12 protein-coding genes are annotated in these 25,517 nt (G+C 68.7%); 5 read left to right on the plus strand and 7 right to left on the minus strand.

Annotated elements, in window-relative coordinates:
- The first annotated feature begins 21 nt into the window (after positions 1-21).
- Positions 22-1,449: a glycerophosphodiester phosphodiesterase family protein gene (locus ACFVYE_RS13285; RefSeq protein ID WP_389605517.1), complete on the plus strand. Its 1,428-nt coding sequence runs from the start codon at positions 22-24 to the stop codon at positions 1,447-1,449.
- A 262-nt stretch (positions 1,450-1,711) separates the two neighbouring features.
- On the opposite strand, the gene ACFVYE_RS13290 is transcribed toward ACFVYE_RS13285, so the two are convergent.
- Positions 1,712-3,241 carry a class I adenylate-forming enzyme family protein gene (locus ACFVYE_RS13290; protein ID WP_383964143.1) on the minus strand — a complete coding sequence of 510 codons (1,530 nt, stop codon included), beginning with the start codon at positions 3,239-3,241 and terminating at the stop codon, positions 1,712-1,714.
- Between the two features lie 177 nt (positions 3,242-3,418).
- Here ACFVYE_RS13290 and ACFVYE_RS13295 point away from each other — a divergent pair, with 177 nt between their 5' ends.
- From ACFVYE_RS13295 to ACFVYE_RS13305, 3 genes are all read left to right on the plus strand, one after another.
- A complete protein-coding gene (locus ACFVYE_RS13295; RefSeq protein ID WP_383964145.1) occupies positions 3,419-4,039 on the plus strand; it encodes a TetR/AcrR family transcriptional regulator in 621 nt (206 codons plus the stop codon).
- Between the two features lie 110 nt (positions 4,040-4,149).
- Positions 4,150-5,391: a SpoIIE family protein phosphatase gene (locus ACFVYE_RS13300; protein ID WP_383964148.1), complete on the plus strand. Its 1,242-nt coding sequence runs from the start codon at positions 4,150-4,152 to the stop codon at positions 5,389-5,391.
- A 135-nt stretch (positions 5,392-5,526) separates the two neighbouring features.
- Positions 5,527-6,660 (plus strand): PP2C family protein-serine/threonine phosphatase, encoded by a 1,134-nt coding sequence (locus ACFVYE_RS13305; protein WP_389605520.1) that lies wholly within the window; start codon positions 5,527-5,529, stop codon positions 6,658-6,660.
- 306 nt (positions 6,661-6,966) lie between these two features.
- Here ACFVYE_RS13305 and ACFVYE_RS13310 read toward each other — a convergent pair whose 3' ends face one another.
- Entirely contained in the window at positions 6,967-8,205 is a 1,239-nt protein-coding gene (locus tag ACFVYE_RS13310; protein ID WP_389605522.1) for a DUF4032 domain-containing protein, read from the minus strand.
- A 688-nt stretch (positions 8,206-8,893) separates the two neighbouring features.
- Between ACFVYE_RS13310 and ACFVYE_RS13315 the strand changes: the two genes are divergently transcribed.
- The gene (locus ACFVYE_RS13315) at positions 8,894-10,183 is read left to right on the plus strand and encodes a cytochrome P450 (protein WP_389605524.1); all 1,290 of its coding nucleotides are present in this window, start codon (positions 8,894-8,896) and stop codon (positions 10,181-10,183) included.
- A gap of 85 nt (positions 10,184-10,268) precedes the next feature.
- On the opposite strand, the gene ACFVYE_RS13320 is transcribed toward ACFVYE_RS13315, so the two are convergent.
- The 5 genes from ACFVYE_RS13320 to ACFVYE_RS13340 all read right to left on the minus strand — a co-directional run bounded on the left by ACFVYE_RS13320 (position 10,269) and on the right by ACFVYE_RS13340 (position 25,441).
- Entirely contained in the window at positions 10,269-11,345 is a 1,077-nt protein-coding gene (locus ACFVYE_RS13320; RefSeq protein WP_383964160.1) for a cytochrome P450, read from the minus strand.
- A gap of 204 nt (positions 11,346-11,549) precedes the next feature.
- Complete coding sequence (locus ACFVYE_RS13325) at positions 11,550-12,605, minus strand: MDR family NADP-dependent oxidoreductase (RefSeq protein ID WP_389605526.1); 1,056 nt, start codon at positions 12,603-12,605, stop codon at positions 11,550-11,552.
- Positions 12,602-14,326, minus strand: a complete 1,725-nt coding sequence (locus ACFVYE_RS13330; protein WP_383964166.1) for a phytoene desaturase family protein — start codon at positions 14,324-14,326, stop codon at positions 12,602-12,604. Before ACFVYE_RS13330 ends, ACFVYE_RS13325 begins: the two co-directional genes overlap by 4 nt.
- Positions 14,327-14,346: 20 nt before the next feature.
- Positions 14,347-16,029, minus strand: a complete 1,683-nt coding sequence (locus ACFVYE_RS13335; RefSeq protein ID WP_383964169.1) for a phytoene desaturase family protein — start codon at positions 16,027-16,029, stop codon at positions 14,347-14,349.
- Positions 16,019-25,441: an amino acid adenylation domain-containing protein gene (locus tag ACFVYE_RS13340; protein ID WP_389605529.1), complete on the minus strand. Its 9,423-nt coding sequence runs from the start codon at positions 25,439-25,441 to the stop codon at positions 16,019-16,021. Before ACFVYE_RS13340 ends, ACFVYE_RS13335 begins: the two co-directional genes overlap by 11 nt.
- Positions 25,442-25,517 lie beyond the last annotated feature (76 nt).

Consider the following 25,517-nt stretch of genomic DNA (forward strand, 5'->3'; position numbering starts at 1 on the left):
GGCCACCGACAGTGTTCGTGCATGACAAGGAAACGTACTTTCGGTCTCATCACGGCGGCGCTCCTCACCTTCTCGGCCGGAGCACTCGGAGACACCTACGCACAGGCCGATGGCGGACCGTCCGCCGCGAAGGGTCCGGCCGCCTTGTCGGGCACTCCAGCCGAGCGGGCATACCGTGACTTCAAGGACCACGGCCCGCGGGCGAAGATCCTCACCGCCGCGCACCGTGCCCAATGGCGGAAGGCACCCGAGAACAGCGTTCCGGCGTTCCTGGCGGCCTTCAAGGACGGCGCCGAGATCGTGGAGACCGATGTACGAAGCACCAAGGACGGTCAACTCGTCCTCATGCACGACGAAACGGTGGACCGTACGACCAACGGCACCGGTAAGGTCTCCGACCTCACCCTGGCGCAGATCAAGGAGTTGCGGCTGAAGCAGGGGCTCGGTGGTGCGCAGGCGGCGGTGACCGACGAGAGGGTTCCGACGCTGGCCGAGATCATGAAGCTCGCCAAGAACCGAGGTCTGGTCAACCTCGACAAGGGATGGCCGCTCCGTGAGCAGATGTACCAGGTCCTGGCCGACACGGGAACGGTCCGCAATGGCCTGTTCAAGTCCGACGCACCCGTGGACCAGGTGCGGGACTTCCGCCGTAAGCACCCGGAAGCTCTGTACATGCACCTGGTCCAGGACGGCAACATCGGCTCCATCGATGAGTTCGGCGACGAACAGCCACTCGGCTACGAAGTGGTCTTCGACAGCGCTCAGGACGCGGTCGCCCGCAAGCCCGTCATCGACCGGCTGCGCTCCACCGGCCGGGTGTGGGTGAACTCGATGTGGAACGGTCTGGCCGACCACTACACCGACGAGGCCTCGCTGATCGACCCGACCCGCGGCTGGGGCGCGCTCGTCGACACCTTCGGTGCCACGGTCATCCAGACCGACAACGTCGGGAATCTCGAGTCCTGGCTGCGCACCGGTCATGTGCCGCAGCAGCCGCGTGCAGACATTCGTATCCAGGCCGAGGATTTCGCCCGGGGCGGCGAGGGTGTCGCATACCACGACGCCGACAAGGGAAACCGGGAATCCGTAGCCCGTATCAATGAGGACGTCGACATCTGCGACCTCAACGGTGCGGTCGCGGTGTGCTGGATCCGCGGCGGAGAGTGGATCGACTACGCGTTCACGGTCAGCAAGTCCGGCACCTACAAGGTCGGTGCACGGGTCTCCTCGCCCTATGCTCCGGCCGGAACCTACCGGCTGAGCTTCGACGGCGGAGAGCCGGACCGTGCCGTCCAGGTCCTCAACACCACTGGTCACAGTGCGTTCTTCGACCAGCCGAGCGGCGTCAGCCAGTATCTCGAAGCCGGAAGCCATCGCCTCCGCATCCATCTGGACGAGTCCGCCTACCAGAACTTCAACCTGGATTACCTGGACCTCGTACGCGGCTGAGCCGAGACCGGTCCGGCCGAACGCGATCGCAGAGAGTCGGCGTCGGTCGCGGAGCCGGCCCGGCCCCTTTCACAGGGGGCGACGCCGAAGGCGCCGGTCCAGTCGGGCGGATCACCACGGCCATCGGGCGGCGCTCGTGGCACGGAAGCCGCACACGTGGGGTGATGCAGGTCCGACGGAGTTCATGGGCTCCGGGCATGGCGGGCACACGTGCCCGTCGAGATCTGCCGCCCCACGGCACCGGTGCGTGCCGCGCGCATGCTCAGGAGCGTGCCAGATCGGCCCGCAGAGCTGGCTTGGTCACCTTGCCCGAGGGGGTACGCGGCAATGATGGGCGCAGGACGAGTTCGCGTGGGATCTTGTAGCGGGCCATCAGTGGTGCCATCCAGGTGCGCAGGCCGTCCAGGGTCAGTTCTGCGCCGTCGCGCAGTACGACGACGGCGACGACGGTCTCGCCCCACTGCGGGTGCGGCCGGCCGATGACCGCGACGTCGACGATGTCCGGGTGTCCTCGCAGGACCGCCTCCACCTCCTGCGAGGCGACGTTCTCACCACCGGTGATGATCATGTCCTGGATGCGGTCCACCAGGGTCACGAACCCGTCGGTGTCGATACGGCCCAGGTCGCCGGTGCGGTACCAGTCCGCTGAGAAGACCTTCCCGGTGGCTTCCTCGTCGTCCAGATATCCCACCATGCGGGTGTCCGAGCGCAGCCAGATCTCACCGGTCTCGCCGGCGGCTGCGTCCTTTCCCTCGACGGTGACGACGCGCAGGTCGACGCCGGGCATGCCACCCCGGCCGATGGAACCGGCCTTGCTGATCTGTTCGGCGGGCGACAGCGAGGAACCGACAGGGCCCATCTCGCTCATTCCATACACCTGGTGGAAGTTCGTGCTTCGGTAGGCGCTCATCAGGGTGCGGGCGGAGTCGGCGTCGAGGGGACCGCCGCCGTAAACCCATGCCCGCACGGAGTGCAGGTCGAACTCATTGAAGTCCGGCACGGCCCGGAGAGGTGCCAAAAACGCGACGGGGGCTCCGAACACCGAAGTGACCTGCTCCCTCTGCACGATCTCCAGCATCCCCCGGGGTTCGTACTCTCGCTGGAGCACCACGGTGCCGGCCATGAGGACTGTGCCCATCGTCCAGTTGTTCAGTGGCGATGCGTGCCAGATCGGCATGCAGATCAGGAAGCGCTCGTCGGGTCGCAGCGGCAGGGTCGCCGCGGTGTAGGTGGCGGTGAGGGCGATGCCGCGGTGTGTGTGCACGCACCCCTTCGGCCGGCCGGACGTGCCGGAGGTGTAGAGGATCTGAGCGATGCCGGCGTCTGTCGTCCGGGCGCCGTCCCACTCCGCGGCCTGCTCGATCAGCGATTCGAAGGAGGGGGCGTCGGACTCCCCTGCGCCCAGCTCTTCGTCCGGTCGGCTGATCAGCCATTGGACCTCGGCCGCGGCGTCGGTTGCGCGGGCGCCGACGGCCTCGTCCACGACTGCCATCCGGGCGCCGCAGTGCTTCAGGAGCCGCTCCACCTCGGAGGTCTGAAGTTTGTGGTTGACGGGCACCAGGGTGGCGCCCGCGTGCCAGGCGCCGAAGGCGGCGAGGAGGAAGGCAGGCGTGTTGTAGGTCATCACCGCCAGCCGGTCACCGGGTTTCAGCCCCGCATCCCTCAGCACGCGAGCGGCCCGCCGGACAGCAGTGGCCAGCTCCCGATAGGTCAACCGCTGATCACGGTAGACGACGGCTTCCTTGTCGCCGGCCTTGCGGACCGCGCTGTCCAGCATGGCACTGAGGTGCATTCCGGGCTCCTGATCGCATGCGGAAGTGTGAGGGCGGTGCTGCTGCACCGAAGATATGAACCCCTGTTCGGAGCATGCATCATCGGATGCCCATCCGTACAGAGCCGCTTCCCGGGAGAAAGCCACGAGGCGGCGGGGAGGGTGACAGAAAGATCCGAACAATGGTCCACTTCTTTCATGGCCTACCGCAAAACCCCCGCAGTGCAGGACCGGCTCGCCGCCGCGAAGGACCGCCTCATCCAGTGCGCCACATCCGTCGTCGCCGACGTGGGCTGGGCGAATGCCTCCGTCACCGCGGTCGCCGCCGCTGCCGGAATGTCGGTCGGGTCCGTCTACCAGCATTTCCCCTCGAAGGGGGCCCTGGCCGTGGAAGTCTTCCGGCGCGCCTCGGCACGCGAGGTCGAGGTGCTCGGAGAAGTGCTCCGGGACGGCAGCGGCGACGCGGCGGAACGACTCGCGTGCGGAGTCCGTGTCTTCGCCCGCCGCGCCCTGCAACACCCTGGACTGGCCTACGCCCTGCTCGCGGCCCCGGCCGAGCCCGCGCTGGGTGAGGCCCGTTCGGAATTCCGTCGCCGCTATCGCGCAGTGTTCACCGATGTGGTTCGCGAGGGCGTCGCCGCCGGATTGTTCCCCCGACAGGATCCGGAGGTCACGGCCGCCGCACTGACCGGCGCGATCGGAGAGGTGTTGGTGGACCCGTTGTCCGCTCCCACCGGCGACGCGGCCGATCATCTGGTCGCCGAGCTGATGGCGATGTCACTGCGCTGCGCCGGCGCCCCCTCGGCCACCACCGGCTGACAGCACTCTCCCCGACCGGCAGCGGATGGCGGATCAGGGCGGGCGCGGACGCCACGCGCTTCGTAGATTGGCGAGAACACCTCGAGCACCGGAAGGCCGGCACGGGATCCGTGACACCGCAGATCGATTACAGGGGGGTATTCGCAGCCACGCCCAGTCCGTACCTGGTGCTGGACCCCGACTTGGTGATCGTGGATGTCAACGAAGCGTATCTGCGGGCGGCCGGCCGGAGCAGGCAGGACCTGATCGGGCAGCACCTCTTCGAAGCCTTTCCGGACAATCCGGCGGACCCCGACGCGGACGGCGTGCAGAACCTGGGCGCCTCGCTGCGCCGGGTCCTCGGCTCGAAAGAGCCGAACACGATGGCAGTGCAGAAGTACGACATCCCCGTCGCGGGCCAGGAGGGGGTGTTCGAGGAACGGTGGTGGTCCCCGATCAACACCCCCGTGCTCGGACCGGATGGAGAGGTGGCATGGATCATCCATCGGGTGGAGGACGTGACCGCGTTCGTCCTGTCCCACACCGGCCGCCCGGAGGCGGGCGGTGGGGCGCTCGGCGAGCGAGAGGCGATGGCGGCCGAGCTCTACGCCCGGGCGCAGCAGTTGCAGCGACTGAACGAGAAACTGCACGAGTCCCACGCCCGGGAACGCCAGGTGGCCGTCACCTTGCAGGAGGCGATGCTTCACTCGCCGGACCTGGGTCGGCACCGGGACGTCGCGGTGCGCTATCTGCCCGCCACCGGGACGCTGAACGTGTGCGGTGACTGGTACGACGTGGTCGACCTGCCAGAAGACGGCTTCACCGTCGCGGTCGGTGACGTCGTGGGCCACGGCCTGGGGGCCGCCGCCATCATGGGCATGCTGCGCAGCGCCCTGAGCGCCGCCGTCAGAGCCGTCGACGGGCCCGACAAAGCCCTGGAGGTCCTGGACCTGTACGCCCGTTCCGTAGAGGGAGCGCTGGCCACGACCGCCGTCCAGACGGTCATCGACCCCGTCGGCTGCAGGATCGCCTACAGCAGCGCCGGTCACCCGCCCCCGGTCCTGGTGCACTCCGACGGCAACTGGGACCTGCTGGACCGGGCCACGGACCCGCCCCTGGCCGCCCACCCCGACCATGTCCCCCGCCCCCGGGCCGCCGTGTCCTACGCCCGAGGCGACACCCTGGTTCTCTACACAGATGGACTCATCGAACGCCGCGGCGAGGACATCGACGTCGGTCTCGGCCGGCTCACCGATGCCCTGTCCCGTTATCGACGCCTGGGTCCGGACCGCCTCGCCGACGCCCTGCTGGCCGTCCTCGGCGTCAGCGGTGGCGCCCGTGACGACATCGCCTTGGTCGTCGTCCGCCTGTGAGCCGGCGCCTACCACCGTCGCGGCGCGCCATTGATCCCTGCCCCATGCCTGCGGCGGCGGGTGGCGCCATGAGAGACAACCAGTGGGGCTGCACAGCAATGGAGGAAGGGCATGAGATGCACATAAGGTTCCCATATGTCACATGCCAGTGAAGGCGGCGCGGGAGGGATCAAGCGCCTGTCGCGGTGGCGTCCTCGGTCCGGCGGTTACAGGACGTGGGTCTGGTGGCTCCCCCTGCTGCTGATCTCCGTGGACGTGGTGGTGGATCTGGCGTTGCTCCACAGCCGCGAACCGCTGAGTTTCCTGCTCGTCGGAGCCCCGCCCCTGTCGGCGGCCACCCGGAGCCCGCGGCACACGGCCGGGATCACCGTCGTATGTGTGGGGCTGGAGATGTGGATGGCTTCCCTGCGCCCGGGGCACTTCGCGGAACAGCACCATGTGGCCATCTACATCGCCACCGCGCTGATCGGCATCGCCAGCATCGCGCTGTCCCGGCAGCGGATCCGGGCCGAGGCCAGCCTGGTCCACGCCCGCTCGGTTGCCGAGGCCGTGCAGATGACACTGCTGCGCCCATTCCCGAAGCGGCTCGGTCCGGTGCGGGCAGCGGGCTTCTACGAGGCGGGTGAGGGCGGCACGCTCGTCGGTGGTGACCTCTACGAGCTGTGCGAGACCCCGTTCGGCGTGCGGGTCGTCCTCGGAGACGTACGCGGGAAGGGGCTGGATGCGGTTCAGACGGTGGCCGCCGTCCTGGGGAGCTTTCGGGTCTCCGCCCACGAGTGGACGGACCTGAGCCGTCTCGCGGAACGCCTTGAGCTCAGTATCGCCCGCAATGCCGGATGCCCTGCGGGCGATGAGGAGCTGTTCGTCACGGCTCTCATCCTGGAATTCCCGCCCGGTGGAGGCTCGGTGAGGATCGTCGATCGCGGTCATCCGTCGCCGCTTCTGCTCACTCCGCAGGGCACGCAACGGCTTCGTACCGCCCCTGGCCTGCCTCTGGGGCTGGGCGAGCTGGGCCGCGGAAGCGCCGAAGTCACCACCCACCCGCTGCGGACAGGGGAAGTGATCCTTCTGTACACGGACGGGGTGAGCGAGGCGCGGAACGCGGGCGGAGAGTTCTATCCGGTGATGGACCGGCTGACGGCTCACTTCGGTGACGGCCACAGGGCTCTGGATCCTGAGGCTCTCGTGTCCTTCATCAGGGCCGACACGGACAAGTGGTCGGCCGGAGGGAAAGATGACCGGGCCGTGATCGCTCTCACCCTGACGTAGGCGTCCCGGGTCCCGGACCTCCGTTCCTGCCTCGGCACACACCTGCCAGAGGTCTGCAGCCGCCAGGTCCGAAGGAGGCCGCCGGGCCGCGTCACGGAGCCGATGGGCTGCTCGGCGGCGGGGCGCCCCGCAGCGTCTGTTCCGATTCCGTCCGTGTGGAGCACGAGGCGGCTGCTCTCGGGCAGCAGCGCTTCGAGGGTCTCGAAGGGCGGGCCACCGGCCCCCAGCGTGGGCCCGAGGTGTGTGACGTCTGCGCCGGACGGCCGGGGGCGTGCACCTCTCGCCCGGTGGACGGGCCCACGCGGGTTACGGAGATTCGCCCGTCGTCTGCGCTTCGGTGTCGCGGCCGGGAAGAACAGTGGTGCTGAAGTCCGCCACGGCCGCCTCCAGACCGACGTCCTGCTGTGCCCGCTCGGACATGTACCAGCGGTGTTCCAACAGCTCGTGATAGAGCTCGGCCGGGTCCATCGAGCTCCGGAGATCCTGCGGAACCGCACGCACCGTGGGCCTGAACACCTCGCGGACCCAGCGGTGGGCAAGCACCTCCGCACGGGCACCGAGCGGGTCGCCCGGCGCGTAGTCCTCCTGTGTCGCCATCCAGCTCTCGAGGTCGTTGAGGAGTCGCCGGGCCTGGTTCTCCTCGGCATCGAGTCCGGTCAGGCGCAGCAGCTGACGCTGATGATGGCCCGCGTCGACAACCTTGGGGACGAAAGTGATCGTGTCGCCGTTCGAGGAGTTGACGATCTGCATCTCGGCGACGTCGAAGCCGAGATCATTGAGCCTGCGCACGCGACGTTCGATGTAGTGATACTTACCGGCCGGATAGACCGAAGTGCGGGTCAGCTCCTTCCAGAGCTCCTCGTACCGCTGGCAGATCTCCGCGCCGAACGCGATCGGATCCACCGAGGGATGGAGCGCGCCCGCGGCCTCCAGGTCGAGCATCTCGCCGCTGATGTTCACCCGGGCCAGATCGATGTCGTATTCACGCTGCCCTGTGCTGAGTCGGCTGTGCACATCGCCGGTCTCCGCGTCTACGAGGTAGGCGGCGTAGGCACCGGCATCCCGGCGGAAGAGTGTGTTGGACAGAGAGCAGTCGCCCCAGGCGAACCCCGCCAGGTGCAGCCGGACCAGCAGTACGGCGAGTGCGTCCATGAGCCGGTGCACCGTGCTCGGGCGCATTGTCGTCTCGAACATCGAGCGATACGGCAGGGACCCGTTGAGGTGACGGGTGATCAGCACCGGCTCCAGCGGTTCCCCGTCGCTGCCGGTGCGCCCGGTGACCACCGCAAGTGGGTCCACCGCGGGTATCCCCAGCCGGGCAAGGGTACGCAGCAGCTCGTACTCGCGCACCGCCGGCCGTTCGGCGAGCTCCTTGACCGCCACCACGTCGGCCCCTGCTCGGGCATAGCGCACAACGTGGCGGGAGATGCCGCGCGGCAGCGTCACCAGATGCTTCTCCGGCCACTCTTCGAGCGGCAGGTGCCAGGGCAGTTCGAGGAGGAAGGCGGGGTGTTCGGGGTTGGTGGCGCTGAACTGCAAAGCCATCGGGTCGCCTCGCTCGTACGGTGACGGGGACACCAGTGTGACGCAGCCGGTCGCGAGCGCCGTGGCCAAGGGGACGAAAGCCTGGTCTTCTTGGCCGACGTCTTGGTCTCAGGATGCCGCGTCGGGGCCGCAGCGGCCCGGGCGAAGCCGGTCGGCCCGGTTCGAGCGGACAGCGCTGTTCGGGCAGGCTGGTGGTCCTTTGGACGGCGTGCGGGCGGGCGTCGCGGCGGCACGCCGTCCCGGACCCGTACCACCGCACTCGCGGACGGGTCGGCGAACGTCCGACCGTCGACCAGCTCTCCGGACCGCCGGACCAGGTCGGCAGACGCCTCCTCATTCACCGCACCGGCGCGAGACCGCCCGGTGGGCGTGACCGGGTCCGCACCGTCGGGGGATCCCGGCCCCAGGCACCATACCGGTCGGCCGGCCGCCCCGCGTCCGGCCGCGTGGCCAGTGATCACGCCCGGCAGCAGATGCAGCGGCGGTCGGCCGGTCCTGGCTTCGAAGACATGCCGACTGCCCACTCCGTCCGCTCAGCTACCGTGTGCTACCAGCGCTCTTCCGGCTCCTGCCCTGCGACACAACGTCTCTCGGCGCAAACCGTGTTGACGCCGGCCAAAGTCCGTGTCCATGCCTACTGCAAAGCCTTCTCATGTCCGCACCGTGTGTGCGGACCGCGCGACGACCAATGGAGTGCACGTTGAGGACGACGTTCCGTTCTCGTATCACCGCCCGGTTCGGGCGCACCTACCTGTCCAGGATCCAGAAGTACGGGATCGGCTCTTCCACGATCAGGCTGCTGCCCGAAGACCTGCTGATGCTGCTGCGCAGGGATGGCCTGGACCCGGTGGACAAGCTGGCCGGGCTCCGGGCGAAGGCGCCGGTGTCCAAGGTCTCGCTGCCGTTCGGTATGGACGCCTGGGTGGTCACCGGCTACGAGGAGTCGAAAGCCGTCCTCGGATCGGCCGACGGGTTCAGCACCGACTTCGCCCACCTCGCCACGAACGCCGGAGTCGCAGCGGAGCAGAGCCCCGGCGGGCTCGGGTTCAGCGATCCTCCCGTGCACACGCGGCTGCGCCGCATCCTGACCCCGGAATTCACGATGCGCCGGCTGCGTCGCCTCACCCCCAGGATCGATGCCATCGTCGAGGAGCGCCTCGACGCGATGGAAGCCCGTCAGGGCCCGGTCGACCTGGTGCAGGAGTTCGCGCTGCCGATCCCCTCCCTCACGATCTGTGAGCTGCTCGGCATTCCCTACGAGGACCGCCAGGACTTCCAGCAACTGGCCATGGACCGCTTCGACCTCTTCGGTGGAACGACCGCACCCTTCGGCGCCATGTCGGAGTCGCTGGCGTACTTCAGGAATGTGGTCAAGATGCAGCGCGAGAAACCGGGCGACGGCCTGCTCGGCATGATCGTGAAGGAGCACGGCGACAGCGTCGACGACGAGGAACTCGCGGGCCTCGCCGACGGCGTGCTCACCGGCGGGTTCGAGACGACCGCCAGTACGATCGCCCTCGGCTCCCTCGTGTTGCTCCAGAACACGGACGTCTTCGAGCGAATACGGACGGACGACGCAATGGCCGCGCCGTTCGTCGAGGAGGTGCTGCGCTACCTCTCCGCGGTGCAGATCGCCTTCCCACGGTTCGCCCGCGAGGACATAGAGATAGCGGGGGTGGTCATTCCCCGGGGCGACATGGTGCTCTGCTCACTGAGCAGTGCCAACCGCGATGCGTCGTACGTCATGGACGACGGACGCTTCGACCCGCACCGCAACACCTCAGGGCATCTCGCCTTCGGCTACGGAATCCACCGCTGCATCGGCGCCGAACTGGCACGCATGGAACTGCGCTCCGCCTACCCGGCCCTGGCGCGGCGGTTTCCCCGGATGCGCCTCGCCGTCCCGCCCCAGGACCTGGCCTTCCGCAAGCTGTCGATCGTCTACGGCATCGAATCGCTGCCGGTGCATCTGCGCTGAGCGGGCGCACACCCTCAGCGGACCTGCACAGTGACAGCGGGCCGTACGCGGGCCGGCTTCCCCGGTCGGCGCCGCGGATGTCCTCCTACCAGGTGACCGTGATCCGCTGAGGACTGCGGGATGTGGTGCCACGTCGCCACTCGACTCCGTGGGCGGGTTGCGCAAGCCGGAGGCCGGGGAAGCGGGCGGCGAGCCGGTGCAGGGACAGTTGGAGTTCGAGCCGGGCCAGCCAGGCGCCCAGGCAGTAGTGCGGGCCGGCGCCGAACGACAGAGTGGGGGCCTCCAAGGGTGCGAACAGGTCGGCGAACTGCCGGGGCGGGAACACATCGGGGTCACGGTTGGCCATGCCGCAGTCGGCGAGAACCACCGAGCCGGCCGGGATGGTCACGCCGCCGACCTCCGTATCGGCGGCGGCGTGGCGCGCGGTCCCCCGGTCGTCGCCGAGCGGAACCAGGTGCAGCAGCCGCTCGGCCACCACCCCGGCGGCCTGTTCGTCCGCGCCGAGACGGGGCCAGCTTTCCGGCCGTTCGCCGAGCAGGTAGAGCAGGGAGTTGCCGAGCATCGTCATCGTGCTGTCGTGTCCGCCCACCACCAGCCCGCACACGAGGTCGACCAGTTGCCCCTCCGGGATACCGCCCTCGTCATCGGCTGCCCGGACGAGCACGCTGGTCAGATCGTCGCCCGGCGCGCTTCGCCGCTCGGCCAGCAGCGCGCTTCCGAAATCGGCGAACTCCGCCAGCGCCGATTCCATTTCCTCCTTGGGGTGGGAGCCGTCGGAGAAGGCGTACTGGCTCCAGTGACGCAGCCGTTCCCGGGCCGGGGCGTCGAGACCCATCAGTCGGCTGACCACCTCGACGGGGAGCGGAAGGGTGAAGCGGGCCACCAGATCCACCGGAGGTGTGCTGTCGGCGAGTTCGTCCAGGCGTTGCTCCACGATCGATGCGATCCAGGGCCGCCAGCGGGCGACGGCCCTCGGCGTGAACGCACGCCGCAGGGTGCGGCGCAGGCGCAGATGGTCCTCGCCGTCCTGGTTGAACATCAGGTCGAGGCTGCCCACCAGACCGGATTCGCCCGACAGGGTCGGGGCGTCCGGTGCGTGGAGCTGTGCGCGTCCGAATCGGTTGTCGGTCAGGACCATGCGTACGTCGGCGTACCGGCTCACCAGCCAGGCCTGAGTGCCATCGGGTAACGCAATGGGCCTGGGCGGTCCGGGTGGGTCGAACCTCAGACGGTGCAGAGGCAGCGACGGCGGGCCGGTAATCGTGTGGGTGTCGTCTGAGCGGGGCACGGGACCTCCTGGCTTGCACGAGTACGGGAGGGGCTGCGGCTGGGCGGGCCGGTGGAAAATGGGTTCGGGAAACGGCGGTCAGAGCTCGACCAGCACCTTGCCCCGGCTCGCTCCCGTGTCCTGGTAGAGGCTCCGATAGGCGTCCGGGATGTTCTCGAAGCCGTGGTGGAGGGTGTGCCCGCAGCGGACCTCGCCCCTCCGGATCCTGCCGCCGAGCTCGTCGTGGAGTGCGCGCCAGTTCTGCTCGGTGAACCATTCCAGCGAGAAGATGCCGCGCACGGATGTGCGCGGGAACATGATGTACGGCAGCAGCCGTGGCCCGGTGACCTCCCGGCCGACCTGGGTGGCCCACTGCCAGCACACGGCCACCTGACTGTCTACGTTGAGCATGGAGAACACGGCGTCCGTCACCGTGCCACCGAGATTGTCGAAGTACTTGTCGACTCCGTCCGGTGCGGCCCGGGTGAGATCGGACCGCACCGCTTCGCAGCTGTCCCCGTGGCGGTAGACGACGACCGCGTCGAATCCCAGCTCGTCGAGATATTCCGCCTTCTCCGTCGTCGAGGTGGTGCCCACCACCCGGGCGCCCGCGAGCTTGGCCAGCTGGCCGACCAGCGAACCGACGGAGCCGGAGGCACCACTGATCACGACGGTGTCTCCCGAGCGGACCGACATGAACTTGGTCAGGGTGCCCCAGGCCGTCATACCGGGACCGCCCATGACACTCAACGCGGTGGGAAGCGGAAGCGCGTCGTCGTACCAGCAGGGGTCCAGGCGGCGGAAGGCGGGAAAGACCATCGGAAACGTCCCGGTCTGCCAGGGGGTGGCCGCGCCGTTGCTGATGAGATGGGTGCGCCAGCCGCCGAACCCCTGCACCAGATCACCGGGCCGGTGGGCCGCCAGAGGACCCGCTTCCAGCACCTCCATGATCGAGTCGGCGCCCATGTGCGCACCGAGAGGGGTGTCCAGCGCGATGCCCTGGAGGTAGGGGTCCACCGATACGTACCGCGTCCTCAGCAGCATCTCGTCCGGGGCGAGGCCGACGTCGAGATCCTCCTCGACCAGCCCATAGACCCTCTCGACGTCGGGGACGCCTTCGATGTGCGCACGTACCACCCATTTCCTGGCCCTCATCCCATTCCCTTTCTCTCCACAGGAGACGAGCAGTCCTCCAAGACGGACCGCGCGTCCGGTCCGGGCCCCACCGGAACGACCAGATGGGTGGGGGGCGGCCCGCTCTCGTCGACGGACGCGGTGAAAGTCCGGCCGTCGTCCCGGCAGATGAACTGCATGACATGCCGGCCTGCCGCCGCTGCGCGGATCAGGCCGCCCGTCGTCGCCCATACGCCGGACTGATAGAAATTCCGCAGTCCCGGCAGGCCGGGTCCGTGCTTCTTGATGAGCGTCTCCAACGTCTCCCCGCTTTCCACGAACGGCTGCCAGCCGAGCACTGTGCCGTCGTAGTTGCCCGTGTAGCGGACCTGGGTGAGCGGGCTCGACACATCGCGCACTGCGATCGCGTCCGCGATGCCGGGGTGGCGCCGTTCCAGGAATTCGACGAGTGCGTCGCGGGCCCGCCGCTTGGCCGCGTAGTACCCGCGACCATGGCGTACCGGCAGCGTGTGGAGTTCCTGGCCGCCACGGGTCCGCGTCGCCTGCTCCGGTCCTTCGTCCAGAGCCCGCCAGGGGGCGATGTCGCAGAAGTAGGTGACGTACGCGATGCTCGTCCCACGTGGGGAGAGCTCCGGGTAATGCCTGCTGCGGAACTGGACGTTGATGCTCGGGTGACGTAGGCCGGTCAGGCCAGCCGCTTCCGCTTCGTCGAGCAGATAGGTCGTGCAGGGCTCGGCGTCGGGGAAGTCCCGGCGGAGGCCGAGGAAGAGCGTGAAGTATCCGGGGAACACCATGCCGGGTTCACGGATGGTCCGGGTGTAGAGGCGGTGGTACGCCTCGTTGAGGTAGCGGCCACCGAGCAGATCCATCATCGTGGTGCGGCCGTCGCAGGCCGAGACGACGATGTCGGCGTGCAGTTCGCTGCCGTCGCTCAGCCGAACTCCGACCGCACGGTCGTCCTCGACCAGCACCTTTTCGACCTTGGCGTTGTAGGTGACTTGGCCGCCGAGCCTGCGGTAGCGGCGCTCGATGGACTGCGCCAGTCCGAGCGATCCGCCCTCGGGGACGCCCGCGGAGAGGTTCGCGTGGGAGGCGAGCTGGAAGTGGAACGGCAGCACCGGGAACGCCGGATGCTTTTCGTACAGGATGAAATTGAACGCCTCACGCAGCAGGGGGTCCTTGAACCTCGCCGAGTAGTCGGTCATCAGTACGCTGATGGATTTGCGCACGACGTTGAAGTACGGGACGAAGGAAGCCAGCATCCGCCATCGTTCCAGCCTCGGCATCAGCCCGACCGGCTTGAGGAACGGATAGACGGCGAGGCATTTACGGAAGGTGCGCAGTTGCTTGCAGAAGTCGCGGATGAGAGCGGAGTCGGCAGGCGAGATATCCGTCAGATGGGCCTGTAGCCGGTCGGGGTCGGAGTAGAAGTAAACGGCCCGGCCGCACCGGCCGCGCACGACGTTGAACACATCGAAATGCCGTACTTCCTTGCCCTGCAACGCGCCGAGCTCCAGCCAGATCTGGTGCATCTCATTGCCGGGGCCGCTGCCGAGGAGCCAGCTGACACAGGGATCCAGGGTGAAGTCGCCGCGGTCCCAGGCCGTGCAGCAGCCGCCCGGCAGTTCATGCATCTCCAGGACATGGGTCCGATAGCCGTTCATCCGGGCATAGCAGCCGGTGGACAGACCGCCGAGCCCTGCACCAATGATGATCATCGACTGTCGTTCGGAACGCGACATGAACCTGCTCTCCTCGGTGTTCATGTGCGGGTTTCCCCGCGCGCGGACCATCTGTCGAGCTGCGGCAGACGGCCCAGCTTTCCGGGATGCCATGGCTCGCCGCCTTGGCTCTCGGACACCGTGAACCCGCGTCCCAGCTCGTCGCAGAGGTACTGGACGACGAAGCGGCCGGTCGACGCGGCACGGATCAAGCCGCCCATGCCGACCCACTGCCCGGCCATGGAGAATCCGCGCAGGCCCGGCAGGCGCATCCGGTCCTTGCCCACCAGCTCGGCCGCGATGTCGTCTGCCTCGGAGAACGCCTTCCAGGCCAGAATGGAGCCGTCGTGGTTACCCGTGTAGCGCCGGGTCGTCGCCGGGGAAGCAACATCTACCAGCTCGATGCGCTCGGCCGTACCCGGCAGGCGGCGTTCCAGGAAGTTCCTTACGAAATCGGCCACTTGGCGCTTCTTCGCCCGGTACTCCTTGCGGTCGACGGCGCGCAGCGCCTGCCAGTAGGCGAAGTCGCTGAAGTACGTGCAGTGGACCACCGACCTTCCGGGCGGGGCGAATCCGTCCGAGTAGTGGGAGCGCAACTGGACCACCAGACTGCTCTGCAGTGCGCCGGGCAGCTGGACGGCGTCCTCGGGAGAGAGCAGGTACGTGGTGCTGTGCGCCCGGTCGGGGCCGAGGTCGCCCCGGACCCCGACGAAGGCCGAGACCACCGCGGGGAACAAGGTGCCCGGACGATGCAGCAGGTCGTTGTACAGCTTGTCGATCCGCGGACCGGTGAACCGGCCCTGCAGGAGACCGTGGATCGTGGTGTGGCCGTCACAGGCCGAGACGACATGGTCGGCGTAGTACCGTCTGCCGTTGCGCAGTTCGATGCCGATGGCACGCCCGTCCTCGACGAGGATCCGTTCGGCCCGTGCCCGGTAGCTGATCTCACCGCCCAGCGCCTTGTACCGCTCCTCGATCGACCGGGCCAGTCCCAACGAACCTCCTTGCGGGAAACCGGCGTTGTGGTGATGGGCGCTGGCCATGTTGAACAGGTACGGGAGCAGCGGGAAGCCCTCCGGGTCCTGGAAGAAGATGTTGCGGAACGCCCGCCGCAGCAACGGGTCCTGGAACCGGTCGGCGAACTGGTGCATCGGTGTCGCCGCCGTACGCCAGAACAGACGGAACGCGGGCAGGACCGTGCGCAGCGTCGCCGCTCTCTCCCGCACGGTCCGCAGGGCGGGGGCGGTGAGGAACGGGTACAGCTCGATGCCGATGAATCGCCTCAGGTCTCGGCAGAACGAGCGGATCAGCCGGGCGTCGGCGGGCGAGAGACCGAGCAGATGCCGCTCCAGCCGGTCCGGGTCGTTGTAGAAGACCACTGAGCGGCCGGTCTCGTCGACGACTCGGTTGAACATCTCGAAGTTGGTGATGGTCTTGCCGTCGAGCGCCCCCAGTTCGCGCCACACCTGATGGGCGTCGTTGCCGGCGGCCGTACCGATCAGCCATTCGATGCAGTAGTCGAAGATGTAGCCGTCGCGCGACCAGGCCGTGCAGCAGCCCCCGGGCAGCACATGCTTTTCGAAGATACGGGACCGCATCCCGTTCATCTGCGCATAGCACCCGGTGGACATTCCGGCGACGCCGGCACCGATCACGATGACACGCGGCCTGCCGTCCGTCTCCCGCTCTTCGGCGCTCCACGCGTCGCCCTCGTCACCGGCCATCGGCGCCGCCCTCCTGGAGGATGCCGCGCACCAGCTCGGCGTTGCGGGCCACGTGCTTGGGGTCGAGCATGTCGGAGTGGATTCCGGAGCCGCGCAGTACCGCCGTGGCCGTGGTGGAGCTGCCATGCCAGGTGCCGCGTTCGCCGGCGTCGTAGAGTGCTGTCTTCTCCTCGTCCGTGACAACGCTGACGGTCGCGGACACCACACCGAGGTTCGGTGTGCGGCCGCAGAACGCCAGGTACTCCGCCGCGTGGTCAAGGGTTTCGCGAGCGACGATCTCCGACCCTGTGTGCTTGAGCAGGTGTTCGGCCAGTTCCGCCTCGAAGAACTCGAAGTGTTGGGGGCCGGGGACGTAGGGCTCCAGAATGCGGTGCGAGTCCAGGACGATCACATGGGCGACGTCGCGTCCCCGGCCTTCGAGCTCCTTGGCCACCTCGAATGCGAGGTTTCCGCCGAGGGAGTAGCCGAGCAGCAGGCATCTGCCCTCGGGCCGGAGGGACTCGACGAGGTCGGCGTAGCGGGTCACCTTGTTCTCGCCCGGGACGTAGTTGAAGGCGATCAGCCGGTACTCGGTCAGCTGGGCGGCGAATGTCCGGTAGACGAGTCCGTGGCCGCCCGCCGGTGGGAAGCAGAACACTGTCGGCTCCCGATCGCTGTTGAAGCTCAGGCACGGCAGGTCGTCCGAGCTGCCGCCGGTGGCAAGACGCTCCACCGTCGCGGCCATCCCGTGCAGGGTCGTGACCCGGTACAGGAGGCTGACGGGGATGCCGACGCCGAACTCCTGCCGCAGCCGGTGGATCAGCTCGATCAGCTTGATGGAGCTGCCGCCGGCCTCGAAGAACTCGTGCGTGAGGCCGACCCGCTCCAGCCCGAGCAGCTCCCTCCAGTGCCGCGCCATGCTCTCCTCGAACGGTGTGCCGAGCATCTCCTCCGGCTCGTCGTCGGCGTCGAACCGGGGTGTCGGCAGGCCCGCGACATCGACCTTTCCGTTGGCGGTCAGCGGCAGTTCCGGTAATGCGACGAAGTGCGAAGGAACCATGTACGCGGGCAGCAGTCCCGCGAGGTGCCGGCGCAACGCGCGCCGGTCCAGCGCTGCTCCGTCCGCCGGTACGCAGTAGGCGCAGAGCGCATCCTCCCCCCGGGCGTCGGGGCGCACCGTGACGACCGTCCGGGCCAGCTGGGGCCACTGGGCGAGGTGTGCCTCGATCTCGCCGATCTCGATCCGATGGCCGCGGAGCTTGACCTGGTCGTCGACCCGCCCGAGCAGATGGACCCGGCCGTTCGCGTCCCAGCGTGCCGCGTCGCCGCTCCGGTAGAGGCGTACGGGTTCGGCGCCCGGCTCCCGGCTCAGTGTCCGGGTCACGAATCGCTGGGCCGTCTGTGCGGGGTCGCCCGCGTAGCCGAGTGCGACGCCGTCGCCGCCGATCCACAGTTCGCCCGGCACACCGGGCGGCACCGGCTCACCGTGCCGATCGAGCACATGGAGCGTGCTGTTGCTCAGGGGACGCCCGATGGGCACCGTCCGGCCGGGTTCCAGGTCGTCGACGGGTCCTTCGAAGCAGGCGCTGTCGATGGTGGCCTCGGTGACCCCGTAGGAGTTGATCAGGCGGGTGCGGGGTCCGCACAGGTCGCGCAGCCTTCGGTATTCCCCGGCCTTCCACGCGTCGGACCCGACGACCAGCAGACGCATGAAATCCAGCCGCAGGCCCTCGCGTTCGCAGTGGTCCATGAGGCCGCGTACGACAGCGGGGACGAACTCCGCACAGTCGACGTGCTCCTCGCGCATGGTCCGGTACAGGCGTTCGGTGTCGAAGAGAAGATCGCGGTCGACCAGTACCAGATTGCCTCCCGAGCACAGCGCGCGCACCAGGTCACCGGTGAAGACGTCGAACGACGGGGCCGCCATCTGGAGATGAACCCGGACGTCGAGGTCCAGCCTGTACTCCTGGAGCCAGGCTCCGTACGCCGAGGCGAGGTTCCGGTGGCTGACCTGGACGGCCTTGGGGTGCCCCGTCGAACCGGAAGTGTGGATGACGTAGGCGGGTGAGTCGAGGCCTGCCAGGTCCTCGACGCCGACCGCGGGCACCCGCTCCTCGTCCGCTTCGTACAGCTCCCGCAGCGTCAGCGTCTCGGCCGGCAGTCCTGCCATCCGGTCCCTGCAGACGTCGTCCTCGACGACGACGAGGGTCGCGGCCGCCGTCCGCACGGTGTGGGCGACGCGGTCGGCCGGGTGGTCGGGCGGGACAGGTAGGTAGGCGCCACCTGCCTTGAGCACGGCGAGCAGCGCGACGACGAGGTCTGACGACTTGTCCAGGCACAGCGCCACCACCGAGCCGGCTCCGACCCCCAGCCCCCGCAGCCGCCGGGCCAGCTCCCCGGAGCGACGGTCCAGTTCCGCGTACGTCAGCCGAAGGGCCGTCCCGTGACGGGCCGGGACCGTGACGGCGACGGTGTCCGGGCACCGGGCGGCGACCGCGCTGATCAGCTGATGCACCGGGCGGACGCCGTCCGACTCGCGCTCTCCTGCTCCAGGGGGCAGGGCGGCGCGCCCGGCGCCGCTCCACTCACTGACCAGCCGCTCACGCTCCTGAGCGCCCAGCATCTCCAGCCGGGTGGTGGGGTGATCGGCCGCCGCCCGGGTCATGCTGTCGAGCAGTGTGGTGTAGTGCGATGCCATCCGCCGCATGGTCTCCGGCAGAAACAGGTCGGTGTTGTATTTGAGAACGCAGTGGAACCGATGCTCCGCCTCGTCCTCGTAGACGGACAGGGTGACATCGAACTGCCCCTCCTCTTCCGGGAGTTCGATGTAATCGAGCCGATAGCCGTATTTCTCGGTGGCAACCTTGTGGGTCAGCAGGATGAACATGGCCTGGAACACCGCGGAGCGGCTGGGGTCGTGCTGGAGCCCCAGCTTGTCGACCAGCAGGACGAATGGGTACTCCTGGTTGTCGAGGCCGCCCAGCACGGTCGTACGGACCTGTTGCAGCAGCTGGGCGACTGAAGGCGCGCCGGACAGGTCCGCGTGCAGCGGAAGCGGGTTGACGAAGTATCCGTAGACGGAGGCGAACTCCTGCTCGGTCCGGCCGGTGACCGGGCTGCCCACGATGACGTGGTCCTGACCGGAATAGCGCTGCAGCAGTACGTAGTAGGCGCTGAGCAGCACCATGAACGGGGTCATGTCGTGCTCGCGGGCCAGGGCGTGGACGCGGGCGGTGAGGGCCGTGTCCAGTACGAAGAATTCCGAGGCTCCGTTGTGTGTCTGCACGGCCGGACGGGGCTTGTCGACGGGCAGCTCCAGGACCGGCACCTCGGGCGGCAGATGCGAGCGCCAGTAGTCGAGCATGCGCTGCGCCGCGGGACCGGCCAGGAAGCGGTTCTGCGCGTTGAGGAAGTCCAGATAGCGCGCGGTGACCGGCGGCAGCGAGGGCGCACGGCCCTGGCGCAGCCCCTCGTACACCGCGAGGAGCTCCTCGATGAAGGTGAACGTCGAGATCGCGTCGGAGACGATGTGGTGGACCGCTTTCATGATCACCCAGCGGTCGTGGTCACGCTTGAAGAGGCGGAAGCGGAAGAGCGGGTCACACTCCAGGTCGTACGGCCTGCGGTACTCGGCCACAATCGTGCGGTGGATCTCCTCCCATTCCTGGTCCTGCACATCGAACAGCGCGATGTCCGGGCTCCGGTCCGACGACACCTGCTGCAACGGCAGTCCGTCCACCGTGAGGAAGTTGGTCCGCAGCGCGGGGTGGCGTGCGACCAGGCAGCGGACAGCCTCGAACATCAGGTCGGGGTCGAGAGCGACGCGGACCTCGACCGCGCCCCCGATGTTGTACGCGTGGCCCTCGGGGTTGAGCTGCCTGAGGAACCACAGGGCCTTCTGGTTCTGCGTCAGTGGATGGCGGAACTCGTCCTCGAAGACCTCCACCGCCGCCGTGTCGTCACCGCCGGCTGCCAACGCCACCGACTCGGACAGGGCGTCGTGGAGCTGTGCGATCAGTTCGCCGGCCGATGTTCCGCTCAGCAGAGCCACCACGGGGGGAGCCACGCCGAGTTCGGAGCTGAGCCGGGCGCGCAGCTCCATCGCCAGGAGCGAGTCGAGTCCCAGCGCGTTGAGGCCGGCCTGCGGATCGATCTGATCGGGGTTCGTCCGCAGCACCGAGGCGGCCACTGCGGTGAACCGCCTGGTCACCAGGGCGAGGCGTTCCGTCGCGTCCGCATTGCGGAAGGTGTCGAGGATGCCGTCGCTCGTCCCGTCGACCGTCGTGGCCGAGGCCGTCGCCGCCAGTTCGGCCACCAGCGAGGGCGGGGAGGGGTACCAGGCCAGGAACACCGGCCAGTCGACGACAGTGGCGACGAGCAGTTGGGCCCGGTCCTGGCCGATGACCCGTTCCAGGACCGCCATGCCGACGTCCGGTGCGAGCGAACTCATCCCACGGCTGTGGAGATAGTGGTCGACGAGCCCCAGCTCCTCGATCATGCCGGTGGCCCACGGCCCCCAGTCGACGCTCAGCCCCGGCAGGCCGAGCGCCCGACGGTGCTGGGCCAGCGCGTCCAGAAACGCGTTCCCGGCGGCGTAGTTCGTCTGGCCCGCCGTGGTCATGAGCGAAGCGATCGAGGCGAACAGGACGAAGTGGTCGAGCGGTTCGTCCCGCAGATGCCGGTGCAGCAGATACGCGCCGACGGCCTTGGGATCGTGTGCCTCGGCGAACGTCCGTCGGTCCATGTCCGCGACGAGTGTGTCGCGGACCTGCCCGGCGAGATGGAACACCCCGCGGACCGGCAGCGGGTCGGTGTGCCGGTGAGCTTCGAGCCAGGCCGTGAACGCGGCCTCATCGGTGATGTCGAGCGGTGCCAGGACGACCCGCGCCCCGAGCGCCTCCAACTCCTTGACGAATGCCACGGCACGGCTCTCGGCAGTAGCGGGATCAAGACCGCGCCAGGCGGAGCGCTCCGGCAGCGCGGTGCGTCCGATCAGGATCAGACTGCGCGCCCCACGCCGTACGAGTGTCCGGCAGAGCAGCCGGCCGAGCGCCCCGAAGGCGCCGGTGACAAGGTAGTTCGCGTCGGCGCGCAGGTTCAGCGGCAGGGGGCGGGTCAGCCCTTCGGCCCGCCGCACCCTGCTGGTGAGGCGGCCGGCGCCACGCAGCGCGATCTCCTCCTCGTCGTCGGTCAGGATCTCGCGCAGCAGCGCCTGCGCCTCGGCCAGGCATCCCTCGTCTTCCGGACGGCCGGGATCCAGGTCGATCAGCTTGCCGCGGTGGGAGATCAACTCCTGGTGCCTGAGCACCCGGCCGACCCCCCACGCGGGTGCCCCCAGAGGTTCGACGCTCTCGCCTGGCTCGACGTGCTGCGCGCCGCGGGTCACGATGTGCAGCCGGCCGCCGGCCCCGTGGCGCAGCAGCGTCCGGGCGAGGGCGATCAGTGAGTACGTCCCGGTGCCGCTGTGCCGTACGAGGTCCTGCCGCGAGGCCTCAGCAAGGTGCGGCAGGTCGAGATTCCACAGATGCACGATGGTGCCGAAGGAGGGCCGGCCGCCCTCGCCGTCCCTGCCGCCCGTGCCCAGGTCGGCGAAGAGCTGCTCCAGGTCCGTGGCGGACCCCGGGACGACAGTGGATTCCCTTCCCTCGCCCCCCTTCCGGTACGAGTCCCCGGGACGCACGAGGTGGCAGCGCTCGCCGCGCGCGGTGAGCAGGGCGCTCAGGGCGTCGCCCACGCCTTGCCGATCGACGAACACCAGCCAGTCACTGCCGGTGGAGACGGGACTGCCGGAGTCGGCCTCGTTCTCGGCGGCGTCGAAGGGCCTGTCGATCCAGACGGTCTCGGCGAGCCAGGAATCAATCGTGCCGAGTCCGACCGCCGTGGACGCCTTTTCCACGTCGGCTGCGCGGAACCCACCGATACCGCCCAGAGGTTCACCGCTGTCCGCGTAGACGTCGATGTCCCCGACGAGCTCGTCCCCGTCGCTGCGGGTCACGGTGGCATGCACCCAGATCGGCTGGTCTCCCGCCGGGGCGAGGCACACCTCGTCGATCGACAGGGGCAGGCGGATGCCGGAGGTCTGCCGGTCCTCGCCGTCTTCGAGGAGCTGCGTCGTCAGCAACGACTGGAAGCAGGCGTCGAGCAGCACGGGATGGATGTGGTGTCGGGCCGCGTCGTCACCGATCACCGCAGGCGGGCGGAGCCGGGCGAGCACCTCACCGGAACCGATCCACACCTCTTCGATGGCCCGGAACGCGGGACCGTAGTCGTAACCCAGAGCGGCCAGCGCCGCGTAGCAGTCCTTGCCGTCCAGCCGGCGCAGGGTGCGTGCCCGGAGGGCGGCGGTATCGACAGGCGGGCCGGCCGGGCGCGGTTGCCCGGAACGCACGACACCGCTCGCGTGCACTGCCCGGTCGCCCTCGTCCGCCCCTGCCGAAGCAATCGTGAACGCCGCGTTCTGCGAGGAGAGCGTGAGACGCACGGCCCGGTCCTCGCCCTCGGGCAGGAAGAGCGCTTTGCGGAATTCGATGTCCGTCAGTACGGCATGGGTGCCGCCGGTCAGGGATCGGACCGCCTGCGTGGCCATCTCCAGATACCCCGCTGCCGGGAAGACCACAGTGGACTGGATGCGGTGGTCGTCGAGGTAGGGCAGCCGCTCGGTGTCCAGGGTGGTGTGCCAGGTCGGTTCGGTGTGTGTCGTGCGGCGGCCCAGCAGAGGGTGGTCGGCGTGCCCGAGGCGGACCTGCGCCACGGGGCCGGGTTCCGTCCAGTGGCGGTCGCGCTTCCACGGGTAGCGGGGAAGGGCCACCGGAGTGCCCACCGGGTGCAGGGTTTCCCACGCGACGGCGACACCGAGGTTGTGCAGCTCTGCCAGCGAGGCGGCGAAGCGCTCCGGTTCGTTCTCCTGGCGGCGGATCGACGGAAGGGTACGTACGTCCGTCCCCCGGCCGTCGAGGCATTCACGGATGGAGTGACCGAGCACCGGATGCGGGCCGATCTCCAGAAACAGCCCGTACCCGTCGTCGGCGAGCCGGTCGACGGCCGAGCGGAAGCGGACCCGGTGGCGGACGTTCTTCCACCAGTAGCCCGCGTCCAGCTCACTGCCGTGCGCCGTGCCCTCCTGGCCCGTCAGATACAGCGGAACCGTCGCTGCCCGGGGGGCCAGCCCGTCCAGTGAGGCCAGCAGTTCGTCCTTGATCGCCTCCATGCCCGCGCTGTGGTACGGGACCTGCACCGTCAGAAACTTGGCGAAGATCTGCTCGGAGCGGAGCCCGTCCGCCAGCTCGGCCAGTGCGTCCCGGTCCCCGGCCAGCGTGACCGCCGAGGGGCTGTTGACCGCGGCCACGGACACCCGGTCCCCGTACGCGCCCGCCCGGAGCTGTGCCTCCTCCTCCGGCAGACTCACGGCGAGCATCGTGCCGGTCCCGGTGAGCCTCTGCTGGAGCCGGCTGCGGTGTACCACGATCCTGACCGCGTCCTCCAGTGTGTAGACCCCCGCCTCGTAGAAGGCGGCGATCTCGCCGGTGCTGTGACCGACCACGGCGTCGGGCCGCACACCGTGCTCGCGCCACATGGCCGCGAGTCCCACCTGTAAGGCGAAGTTGGCCGGCTGCGCAAGCCATGTCCCGCCCATGCGCGATCCGGCTTCGTCGGCCGTCATCTCCTCGATGAGGGACCAGCCCGCAAGCTTGCGGACGGCGAGATCGCAGCGGGTGACCGCGTCCCGGAACACCTCATCGCCCTCGAACAGTTGGCGGCCCATGCCCCACCACTGCGGCCCCATTCCGGTGAAGACCCAGACCAGGCCGCGCTGTTCGACGTCGAGCTGTCTGCCGTGGACCACCCGGGGGTGAGGTTCATCCCGCAGGAAGGCGGCGAGCCCCTCGTCCAGATCGGCCCGTGAGGAGTACACGACGCAGAGGCGCGACTCAAGGTGCTGGCGGCGGCGTGCAAGCGTGTATCCGAGGTCGGGCAGCGACACCTCGGACCCCTGGACCCCTGCCAGCTCGCGGCGGATGCCCGCCGCCAGCTCCGGCAGGGCGTCCGGGGTCCGGGCAGTCAACGGAAGGAGATTCCAGGCCCGTTCGCCGGGCACGCCCGGCTGTGCTTCACGCTCGGGTGCCTGCTCCAGCACGACATGCGCGTTCGTGCCGCCGAAGCCGAACGCGTTCACCCCGGCCCGTGCCGGGCCCTCGTGCTCGGGCCAGTCGGTCGGTGCGGTCGGGATCCGGTAAGGGGAGGACTCCCGGTCGATGGCCGTGTTGATCCGCTCCAGGTTGATGTGGGGCGGGATACGGCGGTGCTTGAGGCAGAGAACGGTCTTGATCAGTCCGGCGATGCCCGCTGCCGCTTCGGTGTGCCCGATGTTCGTCTTGACGGACCCGACGTAGCACGTGGCACCGGGGCTGCGGCCCACGGCGAGTGCCCGGCTCAGTGCGTTCGCCTCGATCGGGTCGCCGACAGGTGTCGAGGTGCCGTGCGCTTCCACGTACTGCAGGGCACCGGGGGTGATGCCCGCTCCGGCGCAGACGCGTTGGATGAGGGCGACCTGGGCATCCGCGCTGGGCACGGTGATGCCATTCGTGCGGCCGTCCTGGTTGACCCCCGTGCCGAGGATCACTGCGTGGATCGGATCGCCGTCGCGTACGGCGTCCTCCAGCCGCTTGAGCGCGACCATTCCGACGCCTTCGGCCCGTACATAACCGTTGGCCGTGGCGTCGAACGTACGCGAGCGGCCATCGGGCGACAGGAAGCCGCCCTTCGTCTCGGCGATGGTGTACTGCGGTGCCGAATGCAGCAGGACGCCACCGGCCAGCGCGAGATCGGTCTCCCGGTTGTTCAGGCTCTGGCAGGCGAGGTGCACCGCCACCAGGGAGGAACTGCACGCGGTGTCGATCGACAGGCTGGGACCTCGGAAGTCGAAACAGTACGAGAGACGGTTCGAGACCATCGTCATCATGGTGCCGGTGGCGGTGTGCGCGGTCAGTGAGGCAAAGCTCAGGTCGGAGAACTGGAGGATCTTGTAGTCCAGCGTGAACGCGCCGACGAACACGGCGGCGTTGCTTCCGGCAAGCTCCGATGGCCGCTGACCGCCGTCCTCCAGCGCCTCCCAGGCCACCTCCAGCAGCTTGCGCTGCTGCGGGTCCATTTGGTCGGCCTCACGCGGGCTGATACCGAAGAATCCGGGGTCGAACTCGTCGAAACCGTCGATGTATCCACCTCGGCCACCGATCAGACGTCCGGGTTTCTCCTTGTATCTGCTGCCGAGCGTCGTGACGTCGTATCGGTCCGCCGGTGTCGGTGTGATGCAGTCCTTGCCGTCCATGAGGTTCTGCCAGTATGTGCGGTGGTCCGATGCACCGCCGGGCAGTCGGCAGCCCATGCCGATGATCGCAACTTTGTCGCTCACAGAGGCACTGTTCACGTCGGGCAAGGTCGTACTCCTCAAGTCGTGGCAGAGCGGCACGGCATGGATGTGGGAGGGCGGTGCGGTTTCCCGAAGAAGACAG

Origin of the sequence: Streptomyces sp. NPDC058239 (genome assembly GCF_042882185.1) — a bacterium.
Classification (GTDB): Bacteria; Actinomycetota; Actinomycetes; order Streptomycetales; family Streptomycetaceae; genus Streptomyces.

Excerpts from the sequence above, each read along its gene's own strand:
- ACFVYE_RS13295 (WP_383964145.1), top strand. The coding sequence starts at position 3,419 with ATGGCCTACCGCAAAACCCCCGCAGTGCAGGACCGGCTCGCCGCCGCG.
- ACFVYE_RS13285 (WP_389605517.1), top strand. The coding sequence starts at position 22 with ATGACAAGGAAACGTACTTTCGGTCTCATCACGGCGGCGCTCCTCACC.
- ACFVYE_RS13310 (WP_389605522.1), bottom strand. The coding sequence starts at position 8,205 with ATGGCTTTGCAGTTCAGCGCCACCAACCCCGAACACCCCGCCTTCCTC.
- ACFVYE_RS13325 (WP_389605526.1), bottom strand. The coding sequence starts at position 12,605 with ATGAGGGCCAGGAAATGGGTGGTACGTGCGCACATCGAAGGCGTCCCC.
- ACFVYE_RS13305 (WP_389605520.1), top strand. The coding sequence starts at position 5,527 with ATGTCACATGCCAGTGAAGGCGGCGCGGGAGGGATCAAGCGCCTGTCG.
- ACFVYE_RS13335 (WP_383964169.1), bottom strand. The coding sequence starts at position 16,029 with ATGGCCGGTGACGAGGGCGACGCGTGGAGCGCCGAAGAGCGGGAGACG.
- ACFVYE_RS13330 (WP_383964166.1), bottom strand. The coding sequence starts at position 14,326 with ATGTCGCGTTCCGAACGACAGTCGATGATCATCATTGGTGCAGGGCTC.
- ACFVYE_RS13315 (WP_389605524.1), top strand. The coding sequence starts at position 8,894 with ATGGAGTGCACGTTGAGGACGACGTTCCGTTCTCGTATCACCGCCCGG.
- ACFVYE_RS13290 (WP_383964143.1), bottom strand. The coding sequence starts at position 3,241 with ATGCACCTCAGTGCCATGCTGGACAGCGCGGTCCGCAAGGCCGGCGAC.